This window comes from Streptomyces bullii, from assembly GCF_042657145.1.
GTDB classification, from domain to species: domain Bacteria; phylum Actinomycetota; class Actinomycetes; order Streptomycetales; family Streptomycetaceae; genus Streptomyces; species Streptomyces bullii.
Window position 1 is genome coordinate 126,727 of sequence record NZ_JBHSNY010000001.1, and the last position, 15,951, is coordinate 142,677.

A 15,951-nucleotide genomic window follows, 5' to 3' on the forward strand; every position below is an offset into this window, starting at 1 on the left:
TCTAGCGGGGTGTGGTGCCGATCCCGCGACGAGAGATCATGTCCGGCCGGGCGCGCCGGCAGGGGGCCTGTCCGGTCCGGCCGGCCGGTGGGTCAGCTCCCGGTGGCCGGGCCGAGCATCCGCCGCAGGGCGTCCCGCAGCGCGACCCGTTCGCCCTCCGAGAGTCCCGCCAGCGGTTCGCGGGCGAAGCGCAGGGAGTCCCGCAGGGAACGCGCCACCTTCCGGCCCTCCGCCGTGGCCGCCGCCAGCTTCACCCGTCGGTCGGCGGGGTCCGGGCGCCGCTCCACCAGGCCCCGTGCCTCCAGGCGGTCCATGATCCCCGTGACGTTCGACGGCTCGCACTTCAGCCGCTGCGCCAGCCTGCGCATCGGCAGCGGCTCCAGCGACAGCAGGCTCAGCAGGCGCGCCTGCGCCCCGGTGAGCGCGTGCTCCGCCGCCGCCTCCTCGTAGTCCGCGTGGAACCGGGCCACGACCTCGCCGATCAGCTCGACGACCTCCAGGGTCAGTGCGTCGGGGCGGCCGGGGGCGGGTGGTGTGGTCATGGGTCCCAGGGTACCCGCTTGTTTGACAACCTGAAATATTCAGAGGCATCGTTGTTTCAGGTACTGAATCATTTCGCCAGTGTCCGAGAGGACGAGAAGAGAGGCGCTCCCATGACCGACACCACCCCCCTCCCCGCCGTCAGCCGCGAGTGGCACCTGCTCAGCCGCCCCGTCGGCTGGCCGAAGCCCGAGGACTTCGCCCTCGTCGAGGCCGAGGTGCCGACCCCGGGCGAGGGCCAGGTGCTGGTACGGAACCGGTACCTCTCCGTCGACCCCTACATGCGCGGCCGGATGAGCGCCGCCAAGTCCTACGTCGCGCCCTTCGAGCTCGGCAAGGTCATGCAGGGCGGCGCCGTCGGCGAGGTCGTCGCCTCCGACGCCGAGGGAATCGCGGTCGGCGACCACGTCCTGCACTTCTTCGGCTGGCGCGAGTACGCGGCCGTGGACGCGAAGAACGCCGTGAAGGTCGACCCCGGGGCCGCGCCGCTGTCGACGTACCTCGGCGTGCTGGGCATGACCGGCCTGACCGCCTACGCGGGTCTGCTGCGCACCGCCTCCTTCAAGGAGGGCGACGCGGTGTTCGTGTCCGGCGCGGCGGGCGCCGTCGGCTCCCAGGTGGGGCAGATCGCCAAGCTCAAGGGCGCCTCCCGGGTCATCGGGTCGGCCGGCTCGAAGGAGAAGGTCAAGCTGCTGGTCGAGGAGTACGGCTTCGACGCCGCCTTCAACTACAAGGACGGGCCCGTGAGCGAGCAGCTGCGCGCCGCCGCCCCCGACGGGATCGACGTGTACTTCGACAACGTCGGCGGCGACCACCTGGAGGCCGCCATCGGCTCCCTCAACCAGGGCGGCCGCATAGCGGTCTGCGGAATGATCTCCGTCTACAACAACACCGAGCCCGCCCCGGGCCCGAGGAACCTGGCCCGTCTCATCCAGACCCGCGGCCGCATCGAGGGATTCCTCGTCGGGGACCACTACGACCTCCAGCCGCAGTTCGTGGAGGAGGTCGGCGCCTGGGTCCGGTCCGGGCGGCTCAAGTACCGGGAGACCGTCGTCGAGGGCATCGAGAACAACCTCGAGGCCTTTCTGGGCGTGCTGCGCGGCGACAACACCGGGAAGATGATCGTCAAGCTCTGAGCGACGGTACTCCCGGTCACCCCTGTTCCCTGGATTTCCGGCATGCGGTAACTTCTTTCCGAATCCGTCCCGGCCCGGGCGCGAGCCGCGGCGGACGACCGAAGGAACACCACCGCATGCCCATCCAGCAGTCCGATGTCCTCTACACCGCTGTCGCCACCGCCGAGAACGGCCGTGACGGGCGGGTGGCCACCGACGACGGCAGGCTCGACCTGGTCGTCACCCCTCCCCGGGAGATGGGCGGCAGCGGCGCCGGCACCAACCCGGAGCAGTTGTTCGCCGCCGGCTACAGCGCCTGCTTCCAGGGCGCCCTCGGCGTCGTCGCCCGCGAGAAGGGCGCCGACCTGACCGGTTCGACCGTCACCGCGAAGGTCGGCATCGGCAGGAACGACGACGGGTTCGGGCTCATCGTCGAGATCTCGGCCGACCTGCCGAAGGTCGACGCCGGCACCGCCCGCGCGCTCGTCGAGAAGGCCCACCAGGTGTGCCCGTACTCGAAGGCGACTCGCGGGAACATCACCGTGACGCTCGTGTGACGCCGCTCGTTGCGCACGGCGGAGGTCGCACCCTTGGACGTGGGGTGCGGCCTCCGCCGTGCGCCGCCCGGGGCGGGTGCGCCCCGGGCGGATGCGCTCACAGGGCGAGTGCCGCCCGGTGGATCGCCCGCGCCAGGCGGTCGTTCTCCGGGGCCGCCCCGCCCGGGAAGGCGAAACGGCGCCGGGTGTACCCGTAGGCCAGGCCGCTGCGCGGGTCCGCGAAGGCCTGGGACCCGGCCGCGCCGCTGTGCCCGATCGTCCCGGCGCCCAGGAACGGGTGCCAGGTGTCGGCCGTCGCCTGGAAGCCGAGCCCGAACGACTTGTGCGCCCGCGCCACCAGGTCGTAGCCGACCGAGTGCAGCTGGCCGAACTCCGCCACCGTGTCCGGCTTCAGCAGCGGCGCCTTCTCGTCGACCTCGCTGATCGCCGCCGCGTACATCCCGGCCAGGCCGCGCGCGGAGGCCACCCCGCCGACCGACGCCGGGCCCTTGGCGCGGACCAGCGGCAGGTTGGGCAGCGACTCCAGGTCGGTCGGCTCCGCCGCGTTGCGGTTGAAGGCGATCGAGGCGAGCGTGTGCGGGCCGGCCGGGGCCGCGTCGAACAGCGCCCGCTGCTCGGGCGTGGGAGCCATCGGCTGCGTGCTGCGGAAGCGCGGCTCCTGGGGCGCGGGCAGGCCCATGAAGAAGTCCAGGCCGTACGGGGCCCTCACCCGCTCCTCGTACACCTCCTGGAGCGTGCGGCCCGTGGCGCGGCGTACGACCTCGCCGGCCAGGGCGCCGATGACCAGGGCGTGATAGCCGAACGCCGTGCCCGGGCGCCAGAACGGGCGCTGGTCGGCGAGCCGTTCGGCGAGCAGGCGGTCGTCGGCCAGCTCCGCGAGGGTGAACCCGCTGTCCGTGCCGACCACGCCCGCCCGGTGGGCCAGCAGCTCGCGCAGGGTCAGCTGGCCCTTGCCCTCGGCCGCGAACTCCGGCCAGTAGTACGTCACCTTGCGGTCCAGCTCCAGCGTGCCGTCCTGCACGAGCAGGGCGACGACCAGGTGGGCGGCGCCCTTGGTGGACGAGAAGACGCCGTACAGGGCGTCGGCGTCGGTGCCCGCCCACAGGTCGACGACCTTGCGGCCGTGCACGTAGGCGCACAGCTGGCCCTCGTAGTCGGGCCGCTCCCCGGCGACGAACGCTGCGAACTCCGCGCGCACCGCCTGGAAGCCGTCCGCCACGGTGCCGTGGATCTCCTGCGTCATCCGCTCTCCTCACCTGAACCGCTGTGTGCGACTGTGAACAATGCCCGCGCCACCTGGGGGAAGTCTCCCTTGGGGTGGGCCCGGAAGAGGGGTTCGGTGCCGAACAGGACCGTGCGCGGGCCGCTGACGACCGACGCCTGCCCGGAGGCCGCGGCCGGGCCTCCGCCGCCGTCCCGTCCCGGACGCCAGTGCCCGGAGACCAGCGGGTTGCCGGAGCCGTACGACTGTTCCACGCGTACCTCGGGGCCGAGGTCCGTGAACCAGACCGGCGCGTAGACGAAGCCGTGGTCCGGGGCGCCGGAGGTGACGGGGCCCAGGTTCCGCACCCGCACCACGCCGTTGGCGTCCTCGTTGCCCTCGACGGGCTTGACCGACAGCAGGCCCGCCGCAGGGCCGCTCCGGTCGCGCCCCGGCCGACCAGGCCGTGGCCGTCCAGGAAGGCGTCCAGGGCCGTGCGGGCGGACGCGGTGAGGCCGGCGTGGTTCAGGCCGGCCGAGACGATCAGCACGTCCGTGCGGGACCAGTCGAAGCCCGCGTTGAGGATCTGCGTCGAGACCGGGGTCACCTCGAAGTTCATCTCCCGCAGCGCGAACAGCTCACCGGGTGTGACGGCCGCGGCCACGCGGAGGCGGCGCAGGGGCGTGGTGCCGGTGCTCCTCGTCGCGTCGAAGGCAACGTCGTACATCCGGGCCGCGACGGCCGCCCGGTGCCGTGCCGACGCCGGCACGATCGCGCTGCCGTCCGCGGCCCGGCGCACCGTGACGCCCTGCTGCAGAAGGGAGTTGAGCGCGGCGATCTCACGTGGGTCGTCCAGGCGCAGCCGCAGGGCGCCGTGCGGGGCGACGCGGGCGACGGGTGCGGCCGAGGTGACGGGGCGCAGGGGCGCGCCCTCGAGGCTCGCGGTGCGCACCGGCTCCACCGTGGCGCCCCACAGGCGGCCCAGGCTCCAGCCGGAGATGTCGTACATCACCGACACCTTGTCGCTGATGTCCCGCCCGTCGGCGAGCAGCGCGTTCGCCATGCCGCGCTTGGGCTGGCGCATGTCGACGACGTGACTGCCGGCCGGGTAGGTCCGTCCGGCGAGCCGGAACGGGCGGGTGGCGCGGGTGACGCGGACGTCGTTGGCGAGGAGGTGGTCGACGAGGCGGGCCGCGGCGGGAGCGGAGCGCTGGGCCCGGGAGCCGCCGGCCGGGATGACGTAGGCGCGCGGGAAGGCGGTCGTGTAGACGTCCTCCGGGCCGATGCCGGGGACGCCGGGAACGGTCTGCGGGGACACCGGCACCTGCGGGGCGCCCGCCGCGCCGCGCCGGAACACCTCGATCTGGTCGGCGAGAAGGGTCCCGCGGTGTTCCCGGGCGTGGTCGAGGGTGGCCTCGATGGCAGCGCCCGCCACGGCCGTGTTGATCGCCGAGCGGCGGCGCAGCTCGGTGACCGGCAGCTCGTCGTAGGCGTCGTTGTTGACCCGGAGCGGGATCTCCACGGTGTGCGCGGCCACCGTGCCGTGGAAGGCCGCGTACTGCGGTGTGAAGATCGGCGGCCAGTCGTCCCAGCCCTCCTCCTGGTCGCGGAACGGGATCTGGACCGGCTCGACGCCGTCCTTGCCGGGCGTGTAGCCGAGGCCGTTGACGGCGGCCTCCATGCCGAGCGCGTTGGCGTAGCTGTTCTTCAGGAAGAGGTCGTACTCGTAGTTCTCGCCGTGCGGGGGCGTGGTGGGCTCGATGAGGGTGCCGTTGACGTAGCCGTGCAGGTCGAGCAGGACGGCCGGCTGGGTGTCGAGTTCGATCCTCCGCATCGCGCGGGTCTCGGGCTGGGAGGCGGTGACGAAGTCCCGGTTGAGGTCGAAGCCGTTGGCGTTCGCGCGGGTTCCGGCGATACGGCCGTCGGGGTTGGCGGTGATGTTGAAGTAGAGGCGGCTGTGCGCGAGGAGGTCCTTCGTCCGCCTGTCGTTCGCGGTGGCGAGCCGCTCGATGGTCTTCAGGGAGGCGTCGGTGCCCTCCCACTCGTTGCCGTGGATGTTGCTGTTCACGAAGACCGGGAGCTTGTAACTCTTCCTGACCTCCACGGACTTGGCTGCGGTCACGGGCGCGTTCTCGATGAGCTCGCGCATCCGTTCCTGGGCGCGGGCCTGGCGGGCGGTCTCGGGGGCGGTGACGGTGACGAGGTAGAGCCGGTGGCCGCCGGCCGAACGGCCGACCACCTCCACGCTCACCCGGTCGCCGAGGCGCTGGAGGGCGTTCAGCCGGGGGGCGATGGCGTGGTACGGGGTGAGGCCGAGCTTGAGGGACGAGTCGCCGGGGTCGGCCCGGTCGGGGGCGAGGGTCTGCTCACGCGGGTAGCCGCGGGTGGCCAGGGCCGGGGTCTCGGCGGTCAGGGCACGCCGGGCCGCGTCGGCGGGGGTGCGGGCCGCCCGGTCGTCGACGGCGCTGCCCTCACGGGTGACGGGGTCGCTCTCCGCGGCGGCGGTGCCGGGGGTGAGCAGCAGTGAACTCGCCGTGATGAGGGCGAGGACGGTGATGAGGACGGGTCTGGCAGGACTCGCAGGAACGGTTCTCGTGGTGCGCACGCGTACCTCCTCCGGGGCTTCCTGAGATCGGTACGGCGAGGTGTACCGGTTCGACTCAACCGCAACAAGGACGCGTTGGTCTCACTCATGCCCCGTATGGACCACTGCGGGCGGATGTGAAGAGGCGCGCGGGGTGTGCGCGACGGGGCATGCGGAGCCCGGGCGGAGCAGGCGAACCGGGTGCCGGACACCGGCGCGACGGAGGGCAGCCTTCACTGCCTTCACCGCCCGGCAGGGACGACGTGCTGCGGTGGCCCGTACCACGACCGACATCACCGGTCAGCTCCTGGACACCGCCGGGTACCTCACCCGGATCGCCGTCAACGCGCCGGGCCACACGACGGTTCGGGCCCGGAGGCGCTGCGGGTGCTGCGGCGGACGGCGGCGGAGCGGCCGAGCGGGCGCGTCCCCGCGGGCGCGGGTGGCGGTCGGGAGGTTCCCGCCGGTCCACCGGCCGCGGCTTGCGCGGCTCCCCGAGCAGTATGCGCCGGGAGTCCGTTCACCGCGTCGGCGCCACGCTGACCCGGCTCGGCACCAGCGGGGCGCCGCCGGCCGGGCACGCCGTGGGCGAACCGGTACAGGTACTGCTCGCCGTGCTCGGGGACAGCCCGCTGCCGGTGCTGGACGAGGGAGCCGGCCGTCGAGGAGTTCGCGGCGGCGCTCGGCGACCTCGTCGAGCGACTCACCACTGCCGACGCCGGCCGGTGCCGCTCGGGCGTCCTGCTCGCCCTCACGCCCGTGCTCAGGGCCACGACGCGGGCACTGGACGACTGCTACCAGAACTGCGCCGCACCGCCGACGGGTTGACCGCCGCGTCGGCGCCCCACCTGCCTGGGCGGGGCGTGCGCTGCTGCCGTCGCAGATGGCTCTCGCCGAGCGGACGGCGCCGCGAGCGCCGACGTCGTCCGCGCGGCCCTGCCTCCGCCGGCCGACCTCACGGAGGCGGCGGAGGCGACGAAGGCCGCGCCCGGCCGGCCCTGGTGGCCTGGGAGGAACTGCTCATGGCGGTTCTGGAACGCGCACAGCCGGCGCCACCCACGCGGGCCGACCGGCCCGAGCGGCGGCGGTAGGGGTGTCGGCGGCGTCCCCGTCGGCCGAGAAAGAGCGTGGTGGTGGCTGTGGCCCCGGAGTGAGCGCCGCTCTCCTCACGTGACGGGCAGCCCTCACCACCCAGCCGTCACGGACCCAGCAGGCCAGGGGAACGACCTGAACGGACCTGACTCACCGTCACGTGCACCACCACAGGAAACGGTTGCACGTCTCCGTCGGCTCCGGCTCGGGGACCGGGGCCGAGGTCGTCGGGTCGGACGACGGCTCCGGCGTCTCGGCCGGGGGCGGTGCCGTCGGGCCGGTCTCCGGGCGGCCCGGGGACGTGTCCGCAGTGGGTGACTGGGCGTCCTCGGTGGTGCCGTCCTCGGGTTCTTTCGACTTCTTCTTTTTCGGGGATTTCGAAGCCGACGGGGAGTCGGAAGCCTTCGCGGACGGGGACTCGGACGCCGCAGCGACCCCGGGACGACCGTCCTGGGCGGGCGGTGTCGTCTCCCCGGCCTCCACGGACGCCGCGCCGTCCGCCGACTTGCCCCCGGCCGCCGACGGCTGCGGCGTCGACGCCGGTCCGTCCAAACCGAGCTCGGCGAGGCTCAGTCCGCCCGCCGCCAGCACGAACCCCGCGGTGACCAGCAGGGCCCGGCGCCGCCGCCGACGGTGCGCCGCGGCCTTGCGGTCCCGCCGGCTCGCGCCACCCGGCCCGGGCTCGTCCGCGGCCGGCCCACGGCCACGGCTCCGGCGTCGAGCGGCCGGTCCCGGCGCCCCCTCGGCCTCGTCCTCGCGACCGTCGTCCGGGTCGTCGTACCCGTCGTCGTACTCGTCGTCGTATGCGTCCCCGTGTTCGACCTGGTGTTCGCCCTCGTACGCGTCGGACTCGGCGTACTCGCCGTGCTCGGCGTGCTCCACGTGCTCCGGGCGGGTGTGGTGATCGCCCTGGGCGCCGTACCCGTCGCGCTCGCTCCGGCCGTCGTGCGCCTCGCCCCCGCCGTATCCGCCCTGGGAGTGGGGGGCCGCCACCGCGGCGGGGCCGGCGTCGGCGTACTGCCCGTACCCGTGCGCGCCGTACCCGTGCCCGTCCGTGCCGTCGTACGGGGCGGTGTACTCCGGGCGCGTGCCGCTGTCGCCCGCGGGGCCGCGGAGGGTCTCCGCTGGGGTGCCGCACCCCGGGCAGGCGAGGGCGCCGTTGAGGTGCCTTCGGCACGGGTCGCAGTAGTCCATGACGCGGGAAGGTTAAGTTCCGCCCGGGTAACGTTCCTAGATCCAGCTGTGAAAGTTCTGTAGGGAACCGGACGTTCCCCCTCTTTCGAAACTGTCGAAACCGTTATGCGCGCGACCCATTGACACTCACACCGCCCCGTCTTTACTGTCACGCCAGCATTTCGAACGTGTGCCGAAATATCGAACGCGCTCGAATCCGCCAGAGAGCCGAAGCCAAAGCAGACGAAACAGACGACGCAGCAAGGGGCAACTGCCGTGCGCATCACCGGAATCAGCACGCACGTGGTCGGGACGCCGTGGCGCAACCTGACGTACGTACAGGTGCACACCGACGAGGGGCTCACCGGAGTCGGCGAGACCCGGATGCTGGGACACACCGACGCTCTCCTCGGTTACCTGAAGGAAGCCGAGGTCAACCACATCCTCGGCTCGGACCCCTTCGCCGTCGAGGACCTCGTCAAGCGCATGAAGTACGGCGACTACGGTCGCGCCGGCGAGATCGTGATGTCGGGTATCGCCGTGATCGAGATGGCCTGCTGGGACATCAAGGGCAAGGCCCTCGGCGTCCCCGTCTGGCAGCTGCTGGGCGGCAAGGTCACCGACAAGGTGAAGGCGTACGCCAACGGGTGGTACACGACGGAGCGCACCCCGGAGGCGTACCACAAGGCCGCCCAGCTGGTCATGGAACGCGGCTACAAGGCCCTGAAGATCGACCCCTTCGGCACCGGCCACTTCGAGCTCGACCACGAGCAGACGCTGTACGCCGTGTCGCTGATCGAGGCCGTGCGGGACGCCATCGGGCCCGAGTCCGAGCTGATGCTGGAGATGCACGGCCGCTTCTCCCCCGCCACCGCCGTCCGGCTCGCCAAGGAGATGGCGCCGTTCAAGCCGGCCTGGCTGGAGGAGCCGGTCCCGCCGGAGAACCTCAAGGCGCTGAAGAAGGTCGCCGAGAAGGTGGACATGCCGGTCGCCACCGGTGAGCGCATCCACGACCGGATCGAGTTCCGCGAGCTGTTCGAGGACCAGTCCGCCGACATCATCCAGCCGGACGTCGGCCACATCGGCGGCATCTGGGAGACCCGCAAGCTGGCGGCGACCGCCGAGACCCACTACATGCTGGTCGCCCCGCACAACGTGGGCGGCTCGGTGCTGACCGCCGCCTCCCTCCAGGTCGGCTTCACCTCCCCCAACTTCAAGATCCTGGAGCACTTCAACGACTTCGCGGACGCCGAGATCAAGAAGGTGATCAAGGGGGCGCCGCAGGTGGTCGACGGCTACTTCCACATCTCGGACGCCCCCGGTCTGGGTGTCGAGCTGGACGTGGACGCCGCCGCCGAGTTCCCGCAGCAGCGGGCCCACTTCGACCTGTGGGCCGAGGGATGGGAGAAGCGGAACCCGAAGGACGCCCGGTGAGCTCCGCCGTCGTCGTCGACGCCCCGGGCGCCTTCCACTTGGCCGAGCACACGCCCCGCGACCCCGGTCCGGGCGAGGCGCTGGTCCGGGTGCACGCGAGCGGGATCTGCGGAAGCGACCGCGAGGTGCTCCAGGGCAACCGGCCCGAGGGATACGTCCGCTACCCGCTCACGCCCGGCCACGAGTGGTCGGGAACGGTCGAGCGGGTCGGCACGGCGGTCCCCCGGTCGCTGGTCGGGCGCAAGGTCGTCGGCGAGGGCTTCCGGAACTGCCAGGTCTGCGACCGCTGCCACGCGGGCGAGACCACGCTGTGCAGCGCCGGGTACGAGGAGACCGGGTTCACCCAGCCGGGCGCGATGGCGCCCACGCTGACCCTCCCGGCCCGTCTGCTGCACGTGCTGCCCGACGACGCCGATCTGACGGCGGCGGCGCTGCTGGAGCCGGCCGCCTGTATCGCGGCCGCCGCCCTGAAGGCGAACGCCCGGCCGGGTGAGAAGGTCGCCGTGGTCGGCACGGGAACGCTCGGGATGTTCGCGGTGCAGTTCCTGAAGGCGGTCTCGCCCAGCGAGCTGCTGGTCGTCGGCACCCGCCGGGACCGGGAGGCACTGTCGCGGCAGTACGGCGCCACCGACTTCCGCACGAAGGACCAGGAGCTGCCGGACGACTTCGACGTGGTGATCGAGACGGCCGGGTCCGCCGACGCGGCCCGGATCTCCGCGGCCCTGCTGCGGCGCGGCGGGCGGCTGGTCCTGACCGGCATCCCGGCGCCGGGCGCCGACGGTCTGGACCCCACCGACCTCGTCGTACGGCAACTGGAGGTGCACACCGTCTTCGGCGCGCCGCCGGACGCCTGGGCGCACACGGTGCGGGTGTTCGCCGCCGGTCTGCTCGATCCGCTGCCGCTGGTGACGCACGAGCTGCCGCTCGCCGAGTTCTCGCAGGCCATCGAGCTGGTGGGGTCCGGCGATCCGAAGGTGGGCAAGGTGCTGCTCCGCCCCTAGACGTACGCCGGTACGGGGGCAACCTGACGGCTCCCGTACCGGCGTACACCCAAGCCTTCGCCGGGCTCGTACCCGGAGCCCTCCGCACCCCGAGCCGCGAACCTCGTCCGACATATCGAACACAAAGGACTTCCTGTGACCGACGCTTCCGCCACGGCAGCCCGCAGGCCCGGTGAGCAGGCGCTCACCGCCCTCGGCCTGGGCGCGCCCGCCCTCGACCCCGCCGACGCCTCGCCGCACTCCTTCCCCGGCGGCGGCCGCTGGCGCACCGAGATCCCCTCGTGCGAGGGTCCCGAGGCGCTGACGGTGGTCCTGAAGGAGGCCTCGCGGCTGGACGTGCCGATCCACCGGATCAGCCAGGGCAGCGGCGTGTGGATGCTCTCCGACGCCGAGATCACCGAGATGGTCGAGGCGACCGGCGAGCGCGACATCGAGCTGTGCCTGTTCACCGGCCCGCGCGGCACCTGGGACATCGGCGGCTCCACCCGGACCGACTCGCGCGGGGCGGGCCTGAGAGCCCGCGGCCACGACGCGGTCGCCGGGTGCGTCGAAGACGCCGTGCGGGCCACGGAGCTGGGCGTCAAGTGCCTGCTCGTCGCCGACGAGGGCGTGCTGTGGACGCTGCACCGGGCGCGCGCGGCCGGCATCATCCCGGCCGACACCACGCTGAAGGTCTCGGCGCTCATCGGCCCCGTCAACCCGGCGGCGTACGCGGTGTACGAGCGGCTCGGCGCCGACTCCGTCAACGTGCCGAGCGATCTGACGCTCGATCACCTCACCGAGATCCGCCGGGTGTCCGGCGCTCCCATGGACATGTACATCGAGGCCCCCGACGATCTCGGCGGCTATGTGCGGATGTACGAGGTCGCCGAGCTGATCCGGCGCGGCGCACCGCTCTACCTGAAGTTCGGCCTGTCCAAGGCACCGGGGATCTACCCGTACGGCCACCACATGCGGGAGCTGACCCTGGCCACCGCCAAGGAACGGGTGCGGCGCGGCCGACTCGCCCTCGACCTTCTGGCACGGCACGGAGCGGACGGCGACATGGCGCCGCTCGGCTCACGGCTTCCGGGCGATCTGCAACGGTTCGAAATTCCGTCATAACGTTCCGGAAACTCGGCTTCACAAAAGAAGACACAGCCGCGCACAATCCCACACATCTCTTCTCGGTCTCCCCGGCCCGACCCCCGGAGCGACTTCGCACCCCCAGACCGAGCCCTGCACACATCAAGGATGATGACCATGCGTAACCGCAGAGCCGCACTCGCCGCGATAGCCGGAGCCGCCTCCCTCGCCCTCACCCTGTCCGCCTGCGGTCAGAGCGGCGAGGGCGGCAGCAAGGAAGAGGGCGGGGATGCCAAGGGCGGCACCATCGGCATCGCGATGCCGACGAAGTCCTCCGAGCGCTGGATCGCCGACGGCAAGAACGTGGTCGCGGACCTGGAGTCCAAGGGCTACAAGACCCAGCTCGTCTACGGCGAGGACAAGCCCGACCAGCAGGTCTCGCAGATCGAGAACCTGATCGCCCAGGGCGTCAAGGCTCTGATCATCGCGGCCATCGACAACAAGTCGCTGGACAACGTGCTCCAGCAGGCCAAGGACGCCAACATCCCGGTCATCTCCTACGACCGCCTGATCCTCGGCACGCCGAACGTCGACTACTACGCGTCCTTCGACAACGAGAAGGTCGGCGAGCTCCAGGCCACCTACATCGTCGAGAAGCTCGGACTGAAGGACGGCAGCAAGAAGGGCCCGTTCAACATCGAGCTGTTCGCCGGCTCGAACGACGACAACAACACGCGCTACTTCTTCGGCGGCGCGATGAAGGTCCTGCAGCCGTACATCGACAAGAAGCAGCTCGTCGTCCGCTCCGGCCAGACCAAGCTCACCCAGGTCACCACCCTGCGCTGGGACGGCGGCACCGCCCAGAAGCGCATGGACGACATCCTGACCTCGGCCTACAAGAGCCAGCGGGTCGACGCGGTCCTCTCGCCGTACGACGGCATCTCCATCGGCATCCTGTCGGCGCTGAAGTCGGACGACTACGGCTCCACGAGCAAGCCGCTGCCGATCGTCACCGGCCAGGACGCCGAGGTCGCCTCGGTGAAGTCGATCATCGCCGGCCAGCAGTCGATGACCGTCTACAAGGACACCCGCGAGCTCGCCAAGGTGGCCTCCAACATGGTCGACGCCCTGCTCAACAAGAAGAAGCCCGAGGTCAACGACACCAAGACCTACGACAACGGCTCGAAGGTCGTCCCGGCGTACCTGCTGGAGCCGGTCGCCGTCGACAAGGCCAACTACCAGAAGGTGGTCGTCGACTCCGGCTACATCAAGGAAAGCGACCTGAAGTAACCGCCGCCAACCGACCGACGATTCACCACTGACTGGAAGGCACGACCATGGCGGGACCCGTCCTGGAAATGCGCTCGATCGTCAAGACCTTTCCCGGCGTCAAGGCGCTGTCGGACGTCACGCTGACCGTCCAGCAGGGCGAGGTCCACGCCATCTGCGGGGAGAACGGCGCCGGCAAGTCGACCTTGATGAAGGTCCTCTCCGGCGTCCACCCGCACGGCACGTACGAGGGCGAGATCCTCTTCGAGGGAGAGGTCTGCCGGTTCAAGGACATCCGGGCCAGCGAAGAGCGCGGCATCGTGATCATCCACCAGGAGCTGGCCCTGGTGCCCTACCTCTCCATCGCGGAGAACATCTTCCTCGGCAACGAGCACGCCACCCGGGGGATCATCAGCTGGACCGAGACGCTCAAGCACGCCACCGAGCTGCTGCGGCGGGTCGGTCTCAGCGATCACCCCGACACCCGCGTCGCCGACATCGGCGTGGGCAAGCAGCAGCTCGTGGAGATCGCCAAGGCCTTGTCGAAGAAGGTCAAGCTGCTCATCCTGGACGAGCCGACGGCCGCGCTGAACGACGAGGACAGCGGCAAGCTCCTGGACCTGATCCTGGAGCTGAAGAAGCAGGGCATCACCTCGATCATCATCTCTCACAAGCTCAACGAGATCCGCAAGGTCGCCGACTCGGTGACCATCCTGCGCGACGGCCGCACCATCGAGACCCTCGACGTGAAGGCCCCGCAGACCACCGAGGACCGGATCATCAGCGGCATGGTCGGCCGCGACCTGGAGCACCGCTTCCCGGAGCGGACCCCGCACCAGCCGCAGGACGGCGAGGCGCCCGCCCTGGAGATCCGGGGCTGGACCGTGCACCACCCGATCGACCAGCAGCGCAAGGTCGTCGACGACGTGTCGCTGCACGTGCGGCGCGGCGAGATCGTCGGCATCGCGGGCCTCATGGGCGCCGGCCGCACGGAACTCGCGATGAGCGTCTTCGGGCGGTCCTACGGCCGGTACGCGGGCGGCACGGTCCTCAAGGACGGCAAGGAGATCCGTACGAAGTCCGTCCCCGAGGCGGTCAAGCACGGCATCGCCTACGTCACCGAGGACCGCAAGCACTACGGCCTCAACCTCATCGACACCATCAACCGGAACATCTCGCTGACCGCCCTGAGCAAGGTCGCCAAGCGGGGCGTGGTCGACGAGCACGAGGAACGGCAGGTCGCCGAGGGCTTCCGCAAGTCCATGAACATCAAGGCGCCGACCGTCTTCGAGCCGGTGGGCAAGCTGTCCGGCGGCAACCAGCAGAAGGTCGTCCTCAGCAAGTGGATCTTCTCGGGTCCGGACGTGCTGATCCTGGACGAGCCGACGCGCGGCATCGACGTCGGTGCCAAGTACGAGATCTACACGGTCATCGACCAGCTGGCCGCCCAGGGCAAGGCGGTCGTCTTCATCTCCTCCGAGCTGCCGGAGCTGCTCGGTATGTGCGACCGCATCTACACGATGGCCGCGGGGCGGCTGACCGGTGAGTTCTCGCGGGCCGAGGCCTCACAGGAATCGCTGATGCGTCAGATGACGAAGGACAAAGAGGTAACCCGATGAGCACCGATGTGACCGCCAAGACGCCGGCCCCCGCGCCGCCCGGCAAGGGAGGGGCGGCCACAGGCGACGGACTGCTGCAGCTGTTGCTGGACGGCATGCGCCGCAACATGCGGCAGTACGGCATGCTGATCGCCCTCGGCCTGATCGTGGTCCTGTTCGCCGTGTGGACCAATGGCGACCTGCTGCTCCCGCGCAACGTCTCCAACCTGGTCCTGCAGAACAGCTACATCCTGATCCTCGCGATCGGCATGATGCTGGTCATCATCGCGGGCCACATCGACCTGTCGGTCGGCTCGCTGACGGCGTTCGTCGGGTCGATGGCCGCCGTGTTCATGGTCAGGAACGACCTGCCGTGGCCGGTCGCCGTGCTGCTGTGCCTGGCCGTCGGCGCCATCGCGGGCGCGGTGCAAGGGTTCTTCATCGCGTACGGCGGCATACCGTCGTTCATCGTGACCCTGGCGGGCATGCTGATCTTCCGCGGTCTGACCGAGATCTTCCTGGACGGGCAGACGCTCGGCCCGTTCCCGGACGGCCTGCAGAAGGTCGCCAACGGCTTCCTGCCCGAGGTCGGGCCGAACACCAACTACCACAACCTCACGTTGCTGCTGGGCTTCGCGCTGATCGCGTTCGTGGTCCTGCAGGAGATCCGTGACCGCAAGCGGCAGCAGGAGTTCTCCCTGGACGTCCTGCCCACCAAGCTGTTCCTGCTGAAGCTGGTCGCGATCGGCGCCGCCGTGCTCACGCTGACGCTGCTGCTGGCCAGCTACAAGGGCGCGCCGATCGTGCTGCTCATCCTCGGCGTGCTGCTCGTCGGCTTCGGCTACGTGATGCGCAACGCGATCATCGGCCGCCACATCTACGCGATCGGCGGCAACCTGCCCGCGGCCAAGCTGTCGGGTGTGAAGGACAAGAAGGTCACCTTCCTGGTCTTCCTGAACATGGGCATGCTCGCGGCCCTGGCGGGTCTGGTCTTCGCCGCCCGCTTCAACGCGGCCTCTCCCAAGGCCGGCCTCAACTTCGAGCTGGAGGCGATCGCGGCCTCGTTCATCGGCGGCGCGTCGATGAGCGGCGGTGTCGGCACCGTGCTCGGCGCGATCATCGGTGGCCTGGTCCTGGGCGTGCTGAACAACGGTATGAACCTCGTCGGCATCGGCACCGACTGGCAGCAGGTCATCAAGGGCCTGGTGCTCCTGGCGGCGGTCGGGTTCGACGTGTGGAACAAGCGCAAGGTCGGTTCGTAGAAACAGACCGGGCCCCGCCGGAAGGCGGGGCCCGGTCCTTTCGACAGCAGTTTCCCAACG

Annotated in this window: 11 protein-coding genes and 1 pseudogene; 8 read left to right on the plus strand and 4 right to left on the minus strand. The window is 70.9% G+C overall.

From position 1 onward, the window contains the following. Positions 1-92 precede the first annotated feature (92 nt). Positions 93-542 (minus strand): MarR family winged helix-turn-helix transcriptional regulator, encoded by a 450-nt coding sequence (locus tag ACFPZJ_RS00640; RefSeq protein ID WP_381015686.1) that lies wholly within the window; start codon positions 540-542, stop codon positions 93-95. Positions 543-653: 111 nt separating this feature from the next. On the opposite strand from ACFPZJ_RS00640, the gene ACFPZJ_RS00645 reads away from it, so the two are divergent. Together ACFPZJ_RS00645 and ACFPZJ_RS00650 are read left to right on the plus strand one after the other, a co-directional pair. Continuing rightward, complete coding sequence (locus ACFPZJ_RS00645; RefSeq protein WP_381015688.1) at positions 654-1,676, plus strand: NADP-dependent oxidoreductase; 1,023 nt, start codon at positions 654-656, stop codon at positions 1,674-1,676. A 116-nt stretch (positions 1,677-1,792) separates the two neighbouring features. After that, on the plus strand, positions 1,793-2,212 hold the full coding sequence (locus ACFPZJ_RS00650; protein ID WP_381015690.1) for an organic hydroperoxide resistance protein: 420 nt from the start codon (positions 1,793-1,795) through the stop codon (positions 2,210-2,212). A 97-nt stretch (positions 2,213-2,309) separates the two neighbouring features. On the opposite strand, the gene ACFPZJ_RS00655 is transcribed toward ACFPZJ_RS00650, so the two are convergent. The 3 genes and pseudogenes from ACFPZJ_RS00655 to ACFPZJ_RS00665 form a co-directional block, all read right to left on the minus strand. Next, complete coding sequence (locus tag ACFPZJ_RS00655; RefSeq protein ID WP_381015693.1) at positions 2,310-3,455, minus strand: serine hydrolase domain-containing protein; 1,146 nt, start codon at positions 3,453-3,455, stop codon at positions 2,310-2,312. Continuing rightward, positions 3,452-6,018: pseudogene (locus tag ACFPZJ_RS00660) on the minus strand (M14 family zinc carboxypeptidase). Before ACFPZJ_RS00660 ends, ACFPZJ_RS00655 begins: the two are co-directional and overlap by 4 nt. A 1,227-nt stretch (positions 6,019-7,245) precedes the next feature. Then, positions 7,246-8,283, minus strand: a complete 1,038-nt coding sequence (locus ACFPZJ_RS00665; protein WP_381015696.1) for an SCO2400 family protein — start codon at positions 8,281-8,283, stop codon at positions 7,246-7,248. A gap of 255 nt (positions 8,284-8,538) precedes the next feature. Between ACFPZJ_RS00665 and ACFPZJ_RS00670 the strand changes: the two genes are divergently transcribed. The 6 genes from ACFPZJ_RS00670 to mmsB all read left to right on the plus strand — a co-directional run bounded on the left by ACFPZJ_RS00670 (position 8,539) and on the right by mmsB (position 15,891). After that, positions 8,539-9,696 (plus strand): mandelate racemase/muconate lactonizing enzyme family protein, encoded by a 1,158-nt coding sequence (locus ACFPZJ_RS00670; protein ID WP_381015698.1) that lies wholly within the window; start codon positions 8,539-8,541, stop codon positions 9,694-9,696. Continuing rightward, positions 9,693-10,697, plus strand: coding sequence for a zinc-dependent alcohol dehydrogenase (locus tag ACFPZJ_RS00675; protein WP_381015701.1), 1,005 nt, complete (start codon positions 9,693-9,695; stop codon positions 10,695-10,697). The genes ACFPZJ_RS00670 and ACFPZJ_RS00675 overlap by 4 nt, the downstream gene beginning before the upstream one ends. Positions 10,698-10,832: 135 nt before the next feature. Beyond that, positions 10,833-11,801 (plus strand): glycosyltransferase family protein, encoded by a 969-nt coding sequence (locus ACFPZJ_RS00680; protein WP_381015704.1) that lies wholly within the window; start codon positions 10,833-10,835, stop codon positions 11,799-11,801. A gap of 138 nt (positions 11,802-11,939) precedes the next feature. Further along, positions 11,940-13,052: a multiple monosaccharide ABC transporter substrate-binding protein gene (gene chvE, locus ACFPZJ_RS00685; RefSeq protein ID WP_381015707.1), complete on the plus strand. Its 1,113-nt coding sequence runs from the start codon at positions 11,940-11,942 to the stop codon at positions 13,050-13,052. A 47-nt stretch (positions 13,053-13,099) separates the two neighbouring features. Continuing rightward, positions 13,100-14,650 carry a multiple monosaccharide ABC transporter ATP-binding protein gene (gene mmsA / locus ACFPZJ_RS00690; RefSeq protein WP_381015710.1) on the plus strand — a complete coding sequence of 517 codons (1,551 nt, stop codon included), beginning with the start codon at positions 13,100-13,102 and terminating at the stop codon, positions 14,648-14,650. Then, positions 14,647-15,891, plus strand: a complete 1,245-nt coding sequence (mmsB, locus tag ACFPZJ_RS00695; RefSeq protein WP_381015711.1) for a multiple monosaccharide ABC transporter permease — start codon at positions 14,647-14,649, stop codon at positions 15,889-15,891. The genes mmsA and mmsB overlap by 4 nt, the downstream gene beginning before the upstream one ends. Positions 15,892-15,951: the final 60 nt, after the last annotated feature.